The 14443-nt window shown below is 67.1% G+C and carries 11 protein-coding genes and 1 pseudogene; 9 read left to right on the plus strand and 3 right to left on the minus strand.

Annotated elements, in window-relative coordinates; all coding sequences use genetic code 11:
• Window positions 1-325 precede the first annotated feature (325 nt).
• The 5 genes from ACQZF9_RS20265 (at window position 326) to ACQZF9_RS20285 (ending at window position 3716) form a co-directional block, all read left to right on the plus strand.
• Complete coding sequence (locus ACQZF9_RS20265; RefSeq protein ID WP_428310776.1) at window positions 326-772, plus strand: ATP-dependent zinc protease family protein; 447 nt, start codon at window positions 326-328, stop codon at window positions 770-772.
• An 8-nt stretch (window positions 773-780) separates the two neighbouring features.
• The gene (gene rimK / locus ACQZF9_RS20270) at window positions 781-1686 is read left to right on the plus strand and encodes a 30S ribosomal protein S6--L-glutamate ligase (RefSeq protein WP_428313464.1); all 906 of its coding nucleotides are present in this window, start codon (window positions 781-783) and stop codon (window positions 1684-1686) included.
• Window positions 1687-1890: 204 nt separating this feature from the next.
• A complete protein-coding gene (locus ACQZF9_RS20275; protein WP_428310777.1) occupies window positions 1891-2940 on the plus strand; it encodes a succinylglutamate desuccinylase/aspartoacylase family protein in 1050 nt (349 codons plus the stop codon).
• 133 nt (window positions 2941-3073) lie between these two features.
• Window positions 3074-3196, plus strand: coding sequence for a hypothetical protein (locus ACQZF9_RS20280; protein WP_428310778.1), 123 nt, complete (start codon window positions 3074-3076; stop codon window positions 3194-3196).
• A gap of 28 nt (window positions 3197-3224) precedes the next feature.
• The gene (locus tag ACQZF9_RS20285) at window positions 3225-3716 is read left to right on the plus strand and encodes a DUF2721 domain-containing protein (RefSeq protein ID WP_428310779.1); all 492 of its coding nucleotides are present in this window, start codon (window positions 3225-3227) and stop codon (window positions 3714-3716) included.
• A 196-nt stretch (window positions 3717-3912) separates the two neighbouring features.
• Here ACQZF9_RS20285 and ACQZF9_RS20290 read toward each other — a convergent pair whose 3' ends face one another.
• A complete protein-coding gene (locus ACQZF9_RS20290; protein WP_428310780.1) occupies window positions 3913-6243 on the minus strand; it encodes an NADP-dependent malic enzyme in 2331 nt (776 codons plus the stop codon).
• A 246-nt stretch (window positions 6244-6489) separates the two neighbouring features.
• Here ACQZF9_RS20290 and ACQZF9_RS20295 point away from each other — a divergent pair, with 246 nt between their 5' ends.
• From ACQZF9_RS20295 to ACQZF9_RS20310, 4 genes are all read left to right on the plus strand, one after another.
• Window positions 6490-7854 carry a dicarboxylate/amino acid:cation symporter gene (locus ACQZF9_RS20295; protein ID WP_428310781.1) on the plus strand — a complete coding sequence of 455 codons (1365 nt, stop codon included), beginning with the start codon at window positions 6490-6492 and terminating at the stop codon, window positions 7852-7854.
• Between the two features lie 175 nt (window positions 7855-8029).
• Entirely contained in the window at window positions 8030-9316 is a 1287-nt protein-coding gene (locus ACQZF9_RS20300) for an OprO/OprP family phosphate-selective porin (protein ID WP_428310782.1), read from the plus strand.
• A 176-nt stretch (window positions 9317-9492) separates the two neighbouring features.
• A complete protein-coding gene (locus ACQZF9_RS20305; protein ID WP_428310783.1) occupies window positions 9493-10800 on the plus strand; it encodes an MFS transporter in 1308 nt (435 codons plus the stop codon).
• Window positions 10797-13481, plus strand: a complete 2685-nt coding sequence (locus ACQZF9_RS20310; RefSeq protein ID WP_428310784.1) for a PAS-domain containing protein — start codon at window positions 10797-10799, stop codon at window positions 13479-13481. Before ACQZF9_RS20305 ends, ACQZF9_RS20310 begins: the two co-directional genes overlap by 4 nt.
• A 58-nt stretch (window positions 13482-13539) precedes the next feature.
• Here the strand turns inward: ACQZF9_RS20310 and ACQZF9_RS20315 are convergent.
• Window positions 13540-13686, minus strand: a pseudogene (locus ACQZF9_RS20315) (LuxR C-terminal-related transcriptional regulator); the annotation flags it as partial.
• Window positions 13687-13798: 112 nt separating this feature from the next.
• Entirely contained in the window at window positions 13799-14443 is a 645-nt protein-coding gene (locus ACQZF9_RS20320) for a LuxR C-terminal-related transcriptional regulator (RefSeq protein ID WP_428310785.1), read from the minus strand.

Below are 14443 nucleotides of genomic sequence, written 5' to 3' on the forward strand. Positions count from 1 at the left end.
CCGCCCCGGGCTGGCCGCGCGAGGTGCTGGTCGGCAACCCGTGAGCCATGCATCCTTTTCTACGCCGGCGTGCCACTGGTGACCGCATCCGCAGCCTGCTGCTGCGCATGCAGCAGCACAAGCGCGGTTGTGAGGCGCCGCCGACCGCAGGCAGCCAGGCGTTCCGGTCGGGCGCACTCGCCGCAAATGCGGATAACGGGATAGGCTGGCCGTCTCCTGTCCCATCCGTGTCGTCGTGAGCACCAGCAGCCCAACCTCAGCGCGATCCCGCCGCCTTGCCGCCAGTCTGGAGGCACCGAAGCTGCGCGTCGGCTGGTGCGAGTGGGTGGGCCTGAATCAGCTGGAGCTGCTCAACATCAAGGCCAAGGTCGATACCGGCGCCCGCACCTCGACGCTGCATGCGTTCGCGATCGAGCGGCCGCAGCCGGGCCGCATCCGCTTCGGCGTGCACCCGCTGCAGCGCGACGACACGCCGGTGTGGTGCGAAACCGAGCTGCTCGACGAGCGCTGGATCACCAGTTCCAGCGGCCATCGCGAACTCAGGCCGGTGATCCTCACGCCGGTCACAATCGGCGCCCACACTTGGCCGGTGGAGATCACCCTGACCGCCCGCGACAACCTGCGTTTTCGCATGCTGCTCGGCCGCAGCGCGCTGGCCGGGCGCATCGAGGTCGATCCGGCGGCGAGCTTCCTGCTCGGCCGGCGTCGGCGGCGCGCGGTCGCCGAAGCGGTCAACGCGCTCGCCGCGGCGCAGGCGGCCGACGCAACATGAAACGCAAGATGAAAATCGCGATCCTGTCGCGCAACGCCAAGCTGTATTCGACGCGCCGCCTGGTCGAGGCCTGCGAGGCCCGCGGCCACAGCGTGCAGGTGATCGACGTGCTGCGCTGCTACATGAAGATCGCGCCGCGCTGCACCGAAATCCATTACCGCGGCAAACAGCTCGAAGGCTTCGACGCGGTGATTCCGCGCATCGGCGCCTCGGTCACGTTCTACGGCGCCGCGGTCGTGCGCCAGTTCGAGATGATGGGCACGTATTCGCTGAACGAATCGGTCGCGATCACGCGCGCGCGCGACAAGCTGCGCGCGCATCAGCTGCTGGCGCGCCACGGCATCGGCATGCCGGTCACCGGCTTCGCCCATTCGCCCGACGACACCGGCGAGCTGATGAAGGTCGTCGGCGCCGCCCCGATGGTGATCAAGCTGATCGAAGGCACCCAGGGCCAGGGCGTGGTGCTGGCCGAAACCGACAAGGCCGCCGAGTCGGTGATCGACGCCTTCCGCGGCCTCGACGCGCATTTTCTGGTGCAGCGTTTCATCGCCGAAGCCAACGGCGCCGACATCCGCTGCTTCGTCATCGGTAAGAAAGTAATCGCGACGATGATGCGCCAGGCCAAGGTCGGCGAGTTCCGCAGCAACCTGCATCGCGGCGGCTCGGCGCTGCCGGTGAAGATCACATCGGCCGAACGCCGCACCGCCCTGGCCGCTGCCAGGGCGATGGGCCTGAATGTCGCCGGTGTCGATTTGCTGCGCGCGAAAGACGGCCCGGTGGTCATGGAAGTGAACTCCTCGCCCGGCCTGGAAGGCATCGAAGGCGTCGCCGGCACCGACATCGCCGACCAGATCATCGAATTCGTCGAGAAAAACGCCAAGCCCTGGCGCACGCGGACGCGCGGTCGGGGCTGATCGGCACGCGTCAACCGATCTCCGTTCGTCCCGAGTAGCCGCGCAGCGGCGTATCGAGGGAGCCGACGTCACGCGCAGCCCGCTCCCTCGATACGCGGGCAAGGCCCGCTACTCGGGACGAACGGGGTTTGCTTTCGCGTCGTTGCAGGGCGGGTCGTTACCCGCGCTGCAAACGCGTCCATCGTCGCGCGCTACCATTGCGCCATGACCGACCCCGCCACGCCCTTCACGATCGGCCAAGCCCAGATCACCGCCGGCGAACGGCGCAGCGTCGATCTGCATATCGCCAATCTGTACACCAGCGCGCCGGTGTCGCTGCCGGTGATCGTGCAGCGCGGCCTCGACGCCGGGCCGACCTTGTTCGTCAGTGCGGCGCTGCACGGCGACGAAATCATCGGCGTTGAAATCATCCGCCGCCTGCTGAAAATCCCGGTATTGCAGCAGCATCTGCGCGGCACCCTGCTGGCGGTGCCGGTGGTCAACGTGATGGCCTTCCTGCAAGGCTCGCGTTACCTGCCGGACCGGCGCGACTTGAATCGCAGCTTCCCCGGCAGCGAAAGCGGCTCACTCGCCGCGCGGCTCGCGCACGTATTCCTGAGCCAGGTCGTCGAGCGCTCCGATTACGGCATCGACCTGCACACCGGCGCGATCCACCGGCCCAACCTGCCGCAGATCCGCACCGATCTGCGCAACCCGGTGAACCAGCGGCTGGCGCAGGCGTTCGGCGCGCCGCTGTTCCTGAATTCCAAGCCCGCCGCGGGAACGCTGCGCGAATACACCACGCGCCGCGACATTCCGGTGATCCTCTACGAATCCAGCGAGGCGCTGCGTTTCGACGAGACCGCGATCCGCATCGGCGTGCAGGGCGTGCTCAACGTGATGCGCGAAATCGGCATGCTGCCGAAGCTGCCGGAATCGCTGATGCGTTCGCCGCCGCCGGTGCTGGCCAAGTCCAGCCGCTGGGCGCGCTCGCCCAGCAGCGGCATCCTGCGCGCGCAGGTCGCGCTCGGCGATCACGTCGGCAGCGGCCAGACGCTGGGCATCGTCGGCGACCCTTTCGGCGGCGTGGATACGCCGATCCTGGCACCGCGCGACGGCCTGGTCATCGGCCGGCTCAGTCTGCCGCTGGTGCACGAGGGCGACGCGGTGTTCCACATCGCCGAGGTCGCCGACCCCCGGCTGGCGTCGATGGCGTTCTCACAGCTCGAGGCGATCACCCGCGACATCGAATCGGACGAGCCGCCGATCGTCTGAGCCGGGCATGGGGCGAGTTTGAGATCACTTTAACTAGCCGCTGTTGCACATTGACTTTGATCGGAATATTCTCATCGGACCCGATGGAGATGTGCCGATGCAAAGCCCGGTCCGCGACGCTGCTCCCAGTCCCATGCTGCGACCCCAGCCGTCGCGGACCAGCGGCCCCTCGGCGCCGCCTGCCGGCGCCTCCGAGCTGCAACAGATTTTCGAGCGCCTCGCCGCTCGCCCGCTGACGCCGCCACGCGCGGCCTGAGCGTTTCAAACCAACCGAGTCACTGCGCGTGAACGAGGCCTCGGCGGTCGGTTCGATCGCGCATGTGATCCAGCTCGCCGTCGCGCCGGTGTTCCTGCTGACCGGCGTCGGCAGCATGCTCGGCGTGCTGACCAACCGGCTGTCGCGCATCGTCGACCGCGCGCGCAGGCTCGAAGCCGACCTGTCCGGCCAGGAGCCGTGGCGGCTGGAACTGCTGCATCAATGGCTCAAGGATCTGGCGCGTCGCGCGCGGCTGATCCACTGGGCGATCAGCCTGTGCATCAGCTGCGCGCTGCTGATCGGCAGCGTCGTCGTGCTGCTGTTCGTCAGCAGCCTGACCAGCCTCGCCTTCGATGGCGTGATCGCGGCGCTGTTCATGCTGGCGATGCTGGCGCTGATCGGCGGCCTGCTGTGCTTCATGCGCGAGATTTTCCTGGCGACGAAGCAGCTGCGCATCGGCCAGCCGGAGCGCCCGGCACCGCTGGCGCCGGCGGCGAAGCAGAAGATCGAGCTGTCGTAACTGACCTCCGCTCCTCCCGAGTAGCCGCGCTTGCGCGGCGTATCGAGGGACGCATCGAGAGCCGTCGGCTCCCTCGATACGCGGGCCTGAGGCCCGCTACTCGGGACGAACGCAGAGTGGTTTTCTCTGCGGCTTTACCACCCCCGCTCGTCCCGAGTAGCCCGCTGCGCGGGCGTATCGAGGGGCCGGATCGCGCTTAAACCGCCGCTTCTTCGCTGCGCGCCAGATTCGCCTCGGCCACGGTCAGCGCGGTCATGTTGACGATGCGGCGCACCGTCGTGCTCGGCGTCAGGATGTGCACCGGCGCCTTGCAGCCGAGCAGGATCGGCCCGACCGCGACGTTGTTGCCGGCCGCGGTTTTCAGCAGGTTGTAGGCGATGTTGGCGGCGTCGATGTTCGGCATCACCAGCAGGTTCGCCGGGCCCTCCAGCGTGGTTTCCGGAAGAATGCGTTTGCGCAGCGTCTCGTCCAGCGCGCAGTCGCCGTGCATCTCGCCGTCGACTTCCAGATCCGGCGCGAGGAGGCGCAGCAGCGCCAGCGTCTGGCGCATCTTGATCGACGACGGCGAGTCGTAGCTGCCGAAGTTGCTGTGCGACAGCAGCGCGACTTTCGGCACCAGGCCGAAGCGGGTCACGGCCTCGGCGGCGAGCTGGGTGATCTCCGCGAGCTGCTCCGCCGTCGGGTCGATGTTCACATGCGTGTCGACGATGAACACCTGGCGGTTCGGCAGGATCAGCGCATTCATCGCGGCGTAGACGCTGGACTGGTCGCAGCGGCCTATCACGCGGTCGACGAACTGCAGGTGGCGCGCGGTATTGCTGATGGTGCCGCAGATCATGCCGTCGGCTTCACCCTTCTTCAGAAGCATGGAGGCGATCAGCGTGCTGCGACGGCGCATCTCCAGCTTGGCGTACTGCGCGGTGACGCCGCGGCGCGCCATCAGCTGGTGGTATTCGGTCCAGTATTCGCGGAAGCGGTCGTCGTGCTGCGGGTTGATGATGGTCACGTGCAGGCCCGGCTTCAGGCGCAGGCCAAAGCGCTTGATGCGCTCCTCGATCACCGAAGGACGGCCGACCAGCATCGGCCGCGCGAGCTTTTCATCGACCAGGATCTGCGCGGCGCGCAGCACGCGCTCTTCCTCGCCTTCGGCGAACACGATGCGGCTGTGCGCGGCCGGCGCCTTGCGCGCGGCGTCGTACACCGGCTTCATGAACGTGCCGCTTTGATAGACGAACTGCTGCAGCTTCTGCCGATAGGCTTCGAAGTCCTCGATCGGCCGCGAGGCGACGCCGGAATCCATCGCCGCTTTCGCCACCGCCGGTGCGATCTGCACGATCAGCCGCGGATCGAAGGGTTTCGGGATGATGTACTCGGGACCAAACGACAGGTTCTCGATCGAATAGGCGGCCGCGACGACATCGCTCTGCTCCATGCGCGCCAGATCGGCGATGGCGCGCACGGCGGCGACTTCCATCTCGCGCGTGATCGTCGTCGCGCCGGCATCGAGCGCGCCGCGAAAAATGAACGGGAAGCACAAAACGTTGTTGACCTGGTTGGGATAGTCGGTGCGGCCGGTGGCGATGATCGCGTCGCTGCGCACCGCCTTCACGTCTTCCGGCAGGATTTCCGGGTTGGGATTGGCCAGCGCGAAAATCATCGGCCGCTCGGCCATCGTCGCCACCATCGCCGGCTTCAGCACGCCGCCGGCCGACAGGCCGAGGAACATGTCGGCGCCCTTGATCACCTCGGCCAGCGTGCGCAGCTCGGTGGGCTGCGCGAAGCGCTCCTTGTCCGGGTCCATCAGCTCCTTGCGGCCCTGATAGACGACACCGGCCAGGTCGGTCAGCCAGATGTGTTCGATCGGCAGGCCAAGATCGACCAGCAGATCGACGCAGGCCAGCGCCGCGGCGCCAGCGCCGCTGACCACCAGCTTGACCTCGCGGATGTCCTTGCCCAGCACCTGCAGGCCGTTGAGCGTGGCCGCACCGACGATGATCGCGGTGCCGTGCTGATCGTCGTGGAATACCGGGATCTTCATCCGCGCGCGCAGCTTGCGCTCGACTTCAAAGCACTCCGGCGCCTTGATGTCCTCGAGGTTGATGCCGCCGAACGTCGGCTCCAGCGCGGCGATCACCTCGACCAGCTTGTCCGGATCGGTTTCGTTGATTTCGATATCGAACACGTCGATGCCGGCGAACTTCTTGAACAGCACCGCCTTGCCTTCCATCACCGGCTTGGCGGCGAGCGGGCCGATCGCGCCCAGGCCGAGCACCGCGGTGCCGTTGGTGATCACGCCGACCAGGTTGCCGCGCGCGGTGTAGCGATAGGCGTTGACCGGATCGGCGACGATTTCCTCGCAGGCCGCCGCAACGCCGGGCGAATACGCCAGCGCCAGATCGTGCTGGTTGGTCAGCTGCTTGGTCGCGGTGACCGACAGCTTTCCGGGAATGGGAAACTCGTGATAATCCAGCGCTGCCTGACGCAGGCTTTCACGGACCTTGCTGGGGACGGATGCTTCCTGGCTCATGGGCTCTCGTTTTGCGTGCAGCTCGCGCGGCGCTGCCGCTGCGATGAAGGACCGCGATTATAAGCGTCGCGCCCGCGGCCGCCGGCGGCGCCACGGCCGATACTGTCCGCTATTCGACCGGCGCTGCCACTAACACCATCTGGTTATTTCGCCGTCTGCCGATCCGCGCCACTATCGTCGGGCAGCATCACAAGAACCGCGGCCGACACAGGCCGCGATCGCGGCATCGGCGAGTTCTGGAGACTTATGAGCACGAGTACGACCAACGCGGCCCCATCATCGGCAGCCCACTCCGGGTCGTCAAAGCGCCTTTATCTATGGGTGCTATTGGCGATCGCGATCGGTGGCAGCATCGGCCACTTCTTCCCGGAAACCGGCGTCGCGCTGAAGCCGCTGGGCGACGCCTTCATCGGCCTGATCAAGATGCTGATCGCGCCGATCATCTTTTTGACCGTGGTGATGGGCATCGCCGGCGTCGCCGACGTCAAGAAAGTCGGCCGCGTCGGGCTCAAGGCGATCCTGTACTTCGAGGTGGTGTCGAGCTTCGCGCTGGTGATCGGCCTGGTGGTCGTCAACCTGCTCAAGCCCGGCGCCGGCTTCAACGTCGACCCGAGCACGCTCGATGCCGCCGCGGTCGCCAAGTACGCCGAAGCCGCGCACGACCAGAGCACCGTCGGCTTTCTGATGCACATCATCCCCAAGACCTTCACCGATGCCTTCACCGGCAGCGGCGATCTGCTGCAGGTGCTGCTGGTGGCGCTGCTGTTCGGCTTCGCGCTCAGCGCGCTGGGCGAACACGGCAAGCCGGTGATGGGCTTCCTCGATGCGATCTCCAAAGTGTTCTTCCGCATGATGTCGATGATCATGCGCCTGGCACCACTGGGCGCCGGCGGCGCGATGGCGTTCACGATCGGCAAATACGGCATCGACAGCCTCGGCCCGCTGGCCAAGCTGATGGGCAGTTTCTATCTGACCTGTGTGCTGTTCGTAATCCTCGTGCTCGGCGCGATCGCACGCATCAGCGGCTTTTCGATCCTGCGCTTCCTGCGCTACATCCGCGACGAACTGCTGCTGGTGCTGGGCACGTCGTCGTCGGAATCGGCGCTGGTGCCCTTGATGCAGAAGCTCGAGCGCCTCGGCTGCGGCAAGCCGGTGGTCGGCCTGGTCGTGCCCAGCGGCTACTCGTTCAATCTCGACGGCACCAACATTTATCTGACGATGGCCGCGATCTTCGTCGCCCAGGCCTTGAACGTCGATCTGACGCTGACGCAGGAAATCACGCTGCTGGCGGTGGCGATGCTGACGTCGAAAGGCGCCTCCGGCGTCACCGGCGCCGGCTTCATCACGCTGGCGGCGACGCTCGCGGTGGTACCCAGTGTGCCGGTCGCCGGCCTGGCGCTGATCCTCGGTATCGACCGCTTCATGAGCGAGGCGCGGGCGCTGACCAACCTGGTCGGCAATGGTGTCGCGACCATCGTCGTCGCCGGCTGGGAAAACGAGCTGGACCGCGAGCGCATGCGCCGCGAACTCGCCGCCGGCCCGGACGCCGATACCAACGGCAGCACGCCGCCGCGCATCGCCACGCTGGATCACGGCATCGTCCAGACCTGAGTTCACGCCCTCTCCCCCCGGGAGAGGGTGGCCCGAAGGGCCGGGTGAGGGCCCCTCCGGATCAAAGCCGCTTGTAATCGGAAACCCCCTCACCCCTAGCCCCTCTCCCGGTGGGAGAGGGGGATCTACCGAGCTTCAAACCAAATCAATCCGGCGCTGCCCGGAGGAGAACCCGATGAATACCTCGCTACTGGCAGCGCGCGCTGCCGGCGCACTTTCGTGCGCGCTGCTGTTGAGTGTTTCGCTGACCGCCCACGCCGACGACGAAGCCACGACCACCGGCGGCCTCAAGATCAAATCCGCCGATGGCGCTTTCGAAGGCTCGCTCGGCGGACGCCTGCAGTTCGACGCGGTGATGCTCGAGCCTGACGACGGCAGCGGCATCGGCAGCGACAAGGCCGAGAACAACAGCGGCAGTTATTTCCGCCGCGTGTTCATCCAGCTCGAAGGCAAGCTCTACGACTGGAACTACAAGCTGCACTACAACATCGCCGGCGGCACCAACTCGCTGCAGGACGTCTGGGTGTCGCACACGTTTCTGGTGCCGGAAAGCACGTTCTATATCGGCCAGCACAAGCCCTGGCGCAGCATCGAGGAGATCGGCTCCAACAACAGCGCGCTGTTCATGGAGCGGCCGGTGACCTCGGCCAACGGCATCTACGGCGGCCACGATTACACCCAGGGCCTGTACTACGCCTACGCGACGCCGGCCTGGTTCGCCGGCGCGGCCGCGTATTTGCTCAACCGCGACGGCGCTTCCAGCTCCGAAGGCACCGGCGCGAACGCACGCCTGGTGTGGTCGCCGATCAACAGCAGCGGGCGCCTGCTGCATCTGGGCGTCTCCTATTCCAGCGATCATGCCGACAACACGGCGACCAGCAGCAACGCGCTGAGCGCAAGCTATCGCTACGGCGGCTATCGTCTCGGCAGCGGCTCGGTCACGCAGACGTTTGCCAGCTACGGCGCCGGGCCATCGCCGTCGCAGGACACCGTCGGCGCCGAGTTCGCGGCGGTCTACGGGCCGGCGTATTTGAACGCCGAATACGCGTCGGCTGATTTTTCGCAAAGCGGCAAGCCGGATTCGCGGGTCGAAGCGGCCTATGTGCAGGCCAGCTGGTTCATCACCGGCGAGTCCAAGACCTACGCGGTCAAGGAGCACGTGATCACGACGCCGAAGCCGAAGAACCCGATCGGCGCGCTGGAGCTGAAGCTGCGCTACGAGATCATGCGCAATACCGATGTCGATTCGAGCCAGTCGCTGGGCTGCAACGTCAGCAACGGCCCGGCGGCCAGCGCCGGCGTCGACGACTGCGATTACCACGGCTGGACCGCTGGCCTGAACTACTACCCGAACCCGGCGATGCGCTTCATGCTCGACTACATGCGCTCCAGCGCCGACCTCGGCAGCGCCGGCAAGGACCAGCCGAGCACGATCGCGGCGCGCCTGCAGATCGTTTATTGATGGGTCGATGCGTCCCTCGATACACCGCAAGCGGCGACTCGGGATGCACGGAGTTCGGCTGTGTGTTTGGAAAACGGAATAAGCCCCGTTCCTCCCGAGTAGCCGGGCTCGCCCGGCGTACCGAGGGACGCATCGGAGTACGATTCAGGACCGCACCACGAGCCAGGAAACCATCGATGACCGCCAGCACGGACGCGCCCCGCCACGGCACCGCCTGGCGCCTGAAGTCGATCTTCAGCGGCTCCGTCGGCAACCTGGTCGAGTGGTACGACTGGTACGTCTACTCGGCGTTTTCACTGTATTTCGCCCAGCATTTCTTTCCCAAGGGCGACCAGACCGCTCAGCTGCTGAACACCGCCGCGGTGTTCGCGGTCGGTTTTCTGATGCGGCCCATCGGCGGCTGGCTGATGGGCGTCTACGCCGACCAACACGGCCGCAAGGCGGCACTGCTGCTGTCGGTATGGCTGATGTGCGGCGGCTCGTTGATCATCGCGATAACGCCGAGCTACACGCAGATCGGCATCGCCGCGCCGCTGTTGCTGCTGCTCGCGCGGCTGATCCAGGGCCTGTCGGTCGGCGGTGAATACGGCACCTCGGCGACGTACCTGAGCGAAATGGCGACGCATCAGAATCGCGGCTTCTATTCGAGCTTCCAGTACGTGACGCTGATCATGGGCCAGCTGCTGGCGCTGGGCGTGCTGATCCTGCTGCAGCGCGTGTTCCTGACGCCGGAGCAGCTGGAAAGCTGGGGCTGGCGCATTCCGTTCGTGATCGGCGCCGCCACCGCCCTGGTCGCGCTGCTGCTGCGGCGCGGGATGAGCGAGACCGAGTCGTTCAAGCGTGCACAGGCGCCGTCGATCGGCCTGATGCGACGCCTGCTGCAGCATCCGAAGCAGCTCGCCACCGTCGTCGGCCTGACCATGGGCGGCACGCTGGCGTTCTACACCTACACCACCTACATGCAGAAATACCTGGTCAACAGCGCCGGCATGAACAAGGCCGATGCGACGCTGATTTCGGCGGCGACGCTGTTCGTGTTCATGCTGCTGCAGCCGCTGGTCGGCGCGCTGTCCGACCGCATCGGCCGGCGGCCGCTGCTGATCGCGTTCGGCGTGCTCGGCACCCTGCTGACGGTGCCGATCATGACCGCACTCAAGGGCGTGCAGTCGGACTGGCAGGCTTTCGCCCTGATCATGGCCGCGCTGATCGTCGTCAGCGGTTACACCTCGATCAACGCGGTCGTGAAAGCCGAGCTGTTCCCGACCGAAATCCGCGCGCTCGGCGTCGGCCTGCCTTATGCGATCACCGTATCGATTTTCGGCGGCACCGCGGAATACATCGCGCTGTGGTTCAAGAGCATCGGCCATGAAAGCGGTTTTTTCTGGTACGTCAGCGGCTGCATCGCCTGCTCGCTGGCGGTCTACGTGCTGATGCGCGACACGCGCAAGCATTCGCGCATCGTCGACGATGACGCCAGTGCATGACTGACCGCGCCGCGCGCGGCCTCAGGCGCGGCTCGCACCCGCTGCGGCTGGCGCTGGCGATCGCGTTGCTGCTGGCGGTGATCGTCGCGCTGATGCTCATCGTCGGCGCGCAGGCGCGGCGCCAGGCGCTGCATGACGCCGGCACACGCAGCCTCGAACAGCTCGCGCTCTACGCCGGCTCGCTGCAGTCGCTGATCGACCGCTATCGCGCGCTGCCGGCGGTGCTGGCGCTGGACCCGGAACTGCGCGCCGCGCTGCGGGCGCCGCTGGACAAGGCCGCCAGCGAGAATCTCAGCCGCAAGCTGGAGGCGGTCAACGGCGTCGCCGAGACGTCGACGCTGACCCTGCTCGATCGCAACGGCCTCGGCGTCGCCGCCAACAACTGGCGGCTGGCCAACAGCAACGTCGGCGTCGACTATCGCTTCCGGCCGTATTTTCAGCAGGCGATGCAGCAGGACGTCGGCCGCTTCTACGGCATCGGCATCACCACCGGCGTGCCGGGCTACTTCATGACCCAGGCGGTGCACGACGACGACGGCAGCGCCATCGGCGCGGTCACGGTCAAGCTCGACCTGCGCCGGCTCGAACGCGAATGGGCCAGCGCCAGCGACGTGGTGCTGATCAGCGACGTGCACGGCATCGTCTTCCTCAGCAACCAGCCGGCCTGGCGCTACCGCGAGCTGCATGAGCAGAGCGCCGCCGATCGCGACGAAGTCGCGCGCACCCAGCAATACGCCGGGCAGAAACTGCTGCCGCTGAAAACGCGCGAGCTGCAGGCACTCGGCGAAGACGGCCGCCATGTGCGCGTGCTCAGCCGCGACATCGCCGGCGACTACCTGTGGCAATCGCTGCCGCTGGCTTCCAGCGACTGGACCCTGCATCTGCTGCACGATACCGGCGACAGCGTCGAGGCCGGCCGCATCGCCGCGCTGGCCGCGGCCGGTGTCGCGCTGAGCCTGCTGTTCCTGCTGCTGTGGCTGCAGCAGCGGCTGCGCCTGGCGCGGTTGCGCGCGCGCAGCCGCGAGGAGCTCGAGCAGCTGGTGCGCCAGCACGCCGAGGCGATGCGCAGCGCCGAGGACGGCATCGTGCTCGCCGCCGAGCGCGCCAGTGTCGGCCAGCGCCAGAGCCTGGAACATCTGCCGCAAGGCGTCAGCGTGGTCGATGCCGAGCTGCGGCTCAGCGCCTGGAACCGGCGCTATGTCGAAATCTTCCGCCATCCACCGGAGCTGATGAAAGCCGGCCGGCCGATCGAAGACCTGCTGCGCTACAACGCGCGCCGCGGCCTGCTCGGCGGCGGCGACCAGGAGGAAGCGGTACAGCGCCGGCTCGATCATCTGCGCGCCGGCAAGCCGCATATGTTCGAGCGCGAATGGGCCGACGGCACCGTGCTGGAAATTCGCGGCAATCCGCTGCCCGGCGGTGGCTTCGTGACTTCCTACACCGACATCACCGCGTACAAGAACACCGCGCGCGACCTGCGCACGCTCGCCGGCTCGCTGGAAAAGCGCGTCGACGAGCGCACCCGCGACCTCGATGCCGCGCGGCGCGAGGCCGAGCGCGCCAACAAGTCCAAGACCGGCTTCGTCGCCGCCGCGGTGCACGACCTGCTGCAGCCCCTGAACGCGGCGCGCATGTACAACTCGGCGCTGCGCGAACGCCTGCGCGACGCCGCTGACGGCCAGCTCGCCGACAACGTCGAGGAAGCACTGGCTGCGCAGGACGATATCCTCGCCAGCCTGCTGGACATTTCGCGGCTGGAATCCGGCGCGATCCAGACCGAGGTTCGCGATCTGCCCTTGCAGCCGATGTTCGACACACTGATTCGCGAGTTCGCACCGGCCGCTGCGGCACGCGGGCTGAAACTGCGCGCGGCCAGCACCGCCGCGGTGATCCGCAGCGACGAAACGCTGCTGCGACGGATCCTGCAGAACCTGATATCGAACGCGCTGCACTACACCGAGCGGGGTGGCGTGCTGATCGTGGCGCGCCGTGGCAGCGACGCGACGACGCGGCGCATCGAAGTGCGCGACAGCGGCTGCGGCATCGCCGCGCATCAGCAGGCGCTGATCTTCGAGGAATTCCAGCGGCTCGACGGCGGCCGGCGTCGCGACGATCGCGGCGCCGGGCTCGGCCTGGCGATCGTGCAGCGCATCGCGACGCGGCTGGATCACCGCATCAGCCTGCGCTCCGCACCCGGTCGCGGCAGCGTGTTCGCGGTGGAGGTATCACGCGGCGACGCCGCGGCGGTGTCTGCGCCCGGGGTTTCGCCTGGCGAAGCCGGCTCGGCACTGCTGGGTCGCGTGGTCTGGTGCATCGACGACGACGTGCGCGTGCGCGAGGCGACGCGCGTGCTGGTCGAAGGCTGGGGTTGCGTCGTCATGCTCGCCGGCTCGGCCGACGAGGCGCTGATACTGGCTGAGCGAAATGCGGCGCCGGATCTGGTGCTGCTCGACTACCGCCTCGGCGACGACAGCGGCGCCACCCTGATGCCGCCGCTGTTCGAGCGCTGGCAGCGGCGTCCTCCGGTGATCGTGATCTCGGCCGAGCGCGAGGCCGCATCGCAAGCGGCCCGTGACAAGGGCTGGAGCTTTTTGCCCAAGCCGGTGCGGCCGCCGGCGTTGCGGGCCTTGATGCGGCAATTGCTGTTGCAGAAGGCCAGGCCGATCGATCTGCAGCTGTAGGAGCGGATCCTATCCGCGACTGTGCTCTCGAAGCCACGGTCGCGGATAGGATCCGCTCCTACAGGTTCTTGTCACCCTCCGGCTGCAGCGCCTTCACCATCACCGCCGCCTGCGTGCGGCTGTTGCAATCCAGCTTGCGCAGGATCGCGGTGATGTGGACCTTGACGGTGTTTTCGGCCAGGCCCAGTTCGGATGCGGCAGGCTTTGCTGCGCAAGAACGCCAGCGCCGATTAATCCGCCCTGTAGGAGCGGGCTTGCCCGCGATGGTGTTCTTCAAGGTTTGAGTCGCGGGCAAGCCCGCTCCTACAGGTATCGAGTTACGACTCACCCTCCGGCTGCAGCGCCTTCACCATCACCGCCGCCTGCGTGCGGCTGTTGCAATCCAGCTTGCGCAGGATCGCGGTGATGTGGACCTTGACGGTGTTTTCGGCCAGGCCCAGTTCGTATGCGATCTGCTTGTTCAACAGGCCGTCGGCGATGCACATCAGCACGCGGAACTGCTGCGGCGTCAGCTGCGCGAGTTGCCCGGCGAGTTGCGCGTCGGCGGGGCTGCGCGTGGCCTTGTCCTGCGGAAACCATTCGCCGCCGTCCATGACCTGGCGCAGCGCGTTCTGCAGCACCGCCACCGGCGCCGACTTGGGCACGAAGCCGGCGGCGCCGAACTCCTGCGCGCGGCTGACGGTGCGCGGATGGTCGTTCGACGAAATCACGATCACCGGCAGCGCCGGCCGCTCGCCGCGCAGATACACCAGCGACGAAAAACCCTGAGCGCCAGGCATGTTCAGATCCAGCAGCACCAGATCGAGTTCGGCCTGCTCGCCGACCGCGCTCGCCAGCGAAGCGAAACTCGAGGCCTCGTACAGGGCACCGCCGTCGGCGATGAAGGGCTGCAAGGTATGCACGACCGCGGCGCGGAACAGCGGATGATCGTCCGCGACCAGAATGCGCAGGCCGCCGGCCAT

Source organism: Hydrocarboniphaga sp. (genome assembly GCF_965279055.1).
In the GTDB taxonomy this organism is placed as follows: domain Bacteria; phylum Pseudomonadota; class Gammaproteobacteria; order Nevskiales; family Nevskiaceae; genus Hydrocarboniphaga.

Excerpts from the sequence above, each read along its gene's own strand:
- ACQZF9_RS20280 (WP_428310778.1), top strand. The coding sequence starts at position 3,074 with ATGCTGCGACCCCAGCCGTCGCGGACCAGCGGCCCCTCGGCGCCGCCT.
- ACQZF9_RS20290 (WP_428310780.1), bottom strand. The coding sequence starts at position 6,243 with ATGAGCCAGGAAGCATCCGTCCCCAGCAAGGTCCGTGAAAGCCTGCGT.
- ACQZF9_RS20295 (WP_428310781.1), top strand. The coding sequence starts at position 6,490 with ATGAGCACGAGTACGACCAACGCGGCCCCATCATCGGCAGCCCACTCC.
- rimK (WP_428313464.1), top strand. The coding sequence starts at position 781 with ATGAAAATCGCGATCCTGTCGCGCAACGCCAAGCTGTATTCGACGCGC.
- ACQZF9_RS20275 (WP_428310777.1), top strand. The coding sequence starts at position 1,891 with ATGACCGACCCCGCCACGCCCTTCACGATCGGCCAAGCCCAGATCACC.
- ACQZF9_RS20305 (WP_428310783.1), top strand. The coding sequence starts at position 9,493 with ATGACCGCCAGCACGGACGCGCCCCGCCACGGCACCGCCTGGCGCCTG.
- ACQZF9_RS20320 (WP_428310785.1), bottom strand. The coding sequence starts at position 14,443 with ATGGCCGGCGGCCTGCGCATTCTGGTCGCGGACGATCATCCGCTGTTC.
- ACQZF9_RS20310 (WP_428310784.1), top strand. The coding sequence starts at position 10,797 with ATGACTGACCGCGCCGCGCGCGGCCTCAGGCGCGGCTCGCACCCGCTG.
- ACQZF9_RS20300 (WP_428310782.1), top strand. The coding sequence starts at position 8,030 with ATGAATACCTCGCTACTGGCAGCGCGCGCTGCCGGCGCACTTTCGTGC.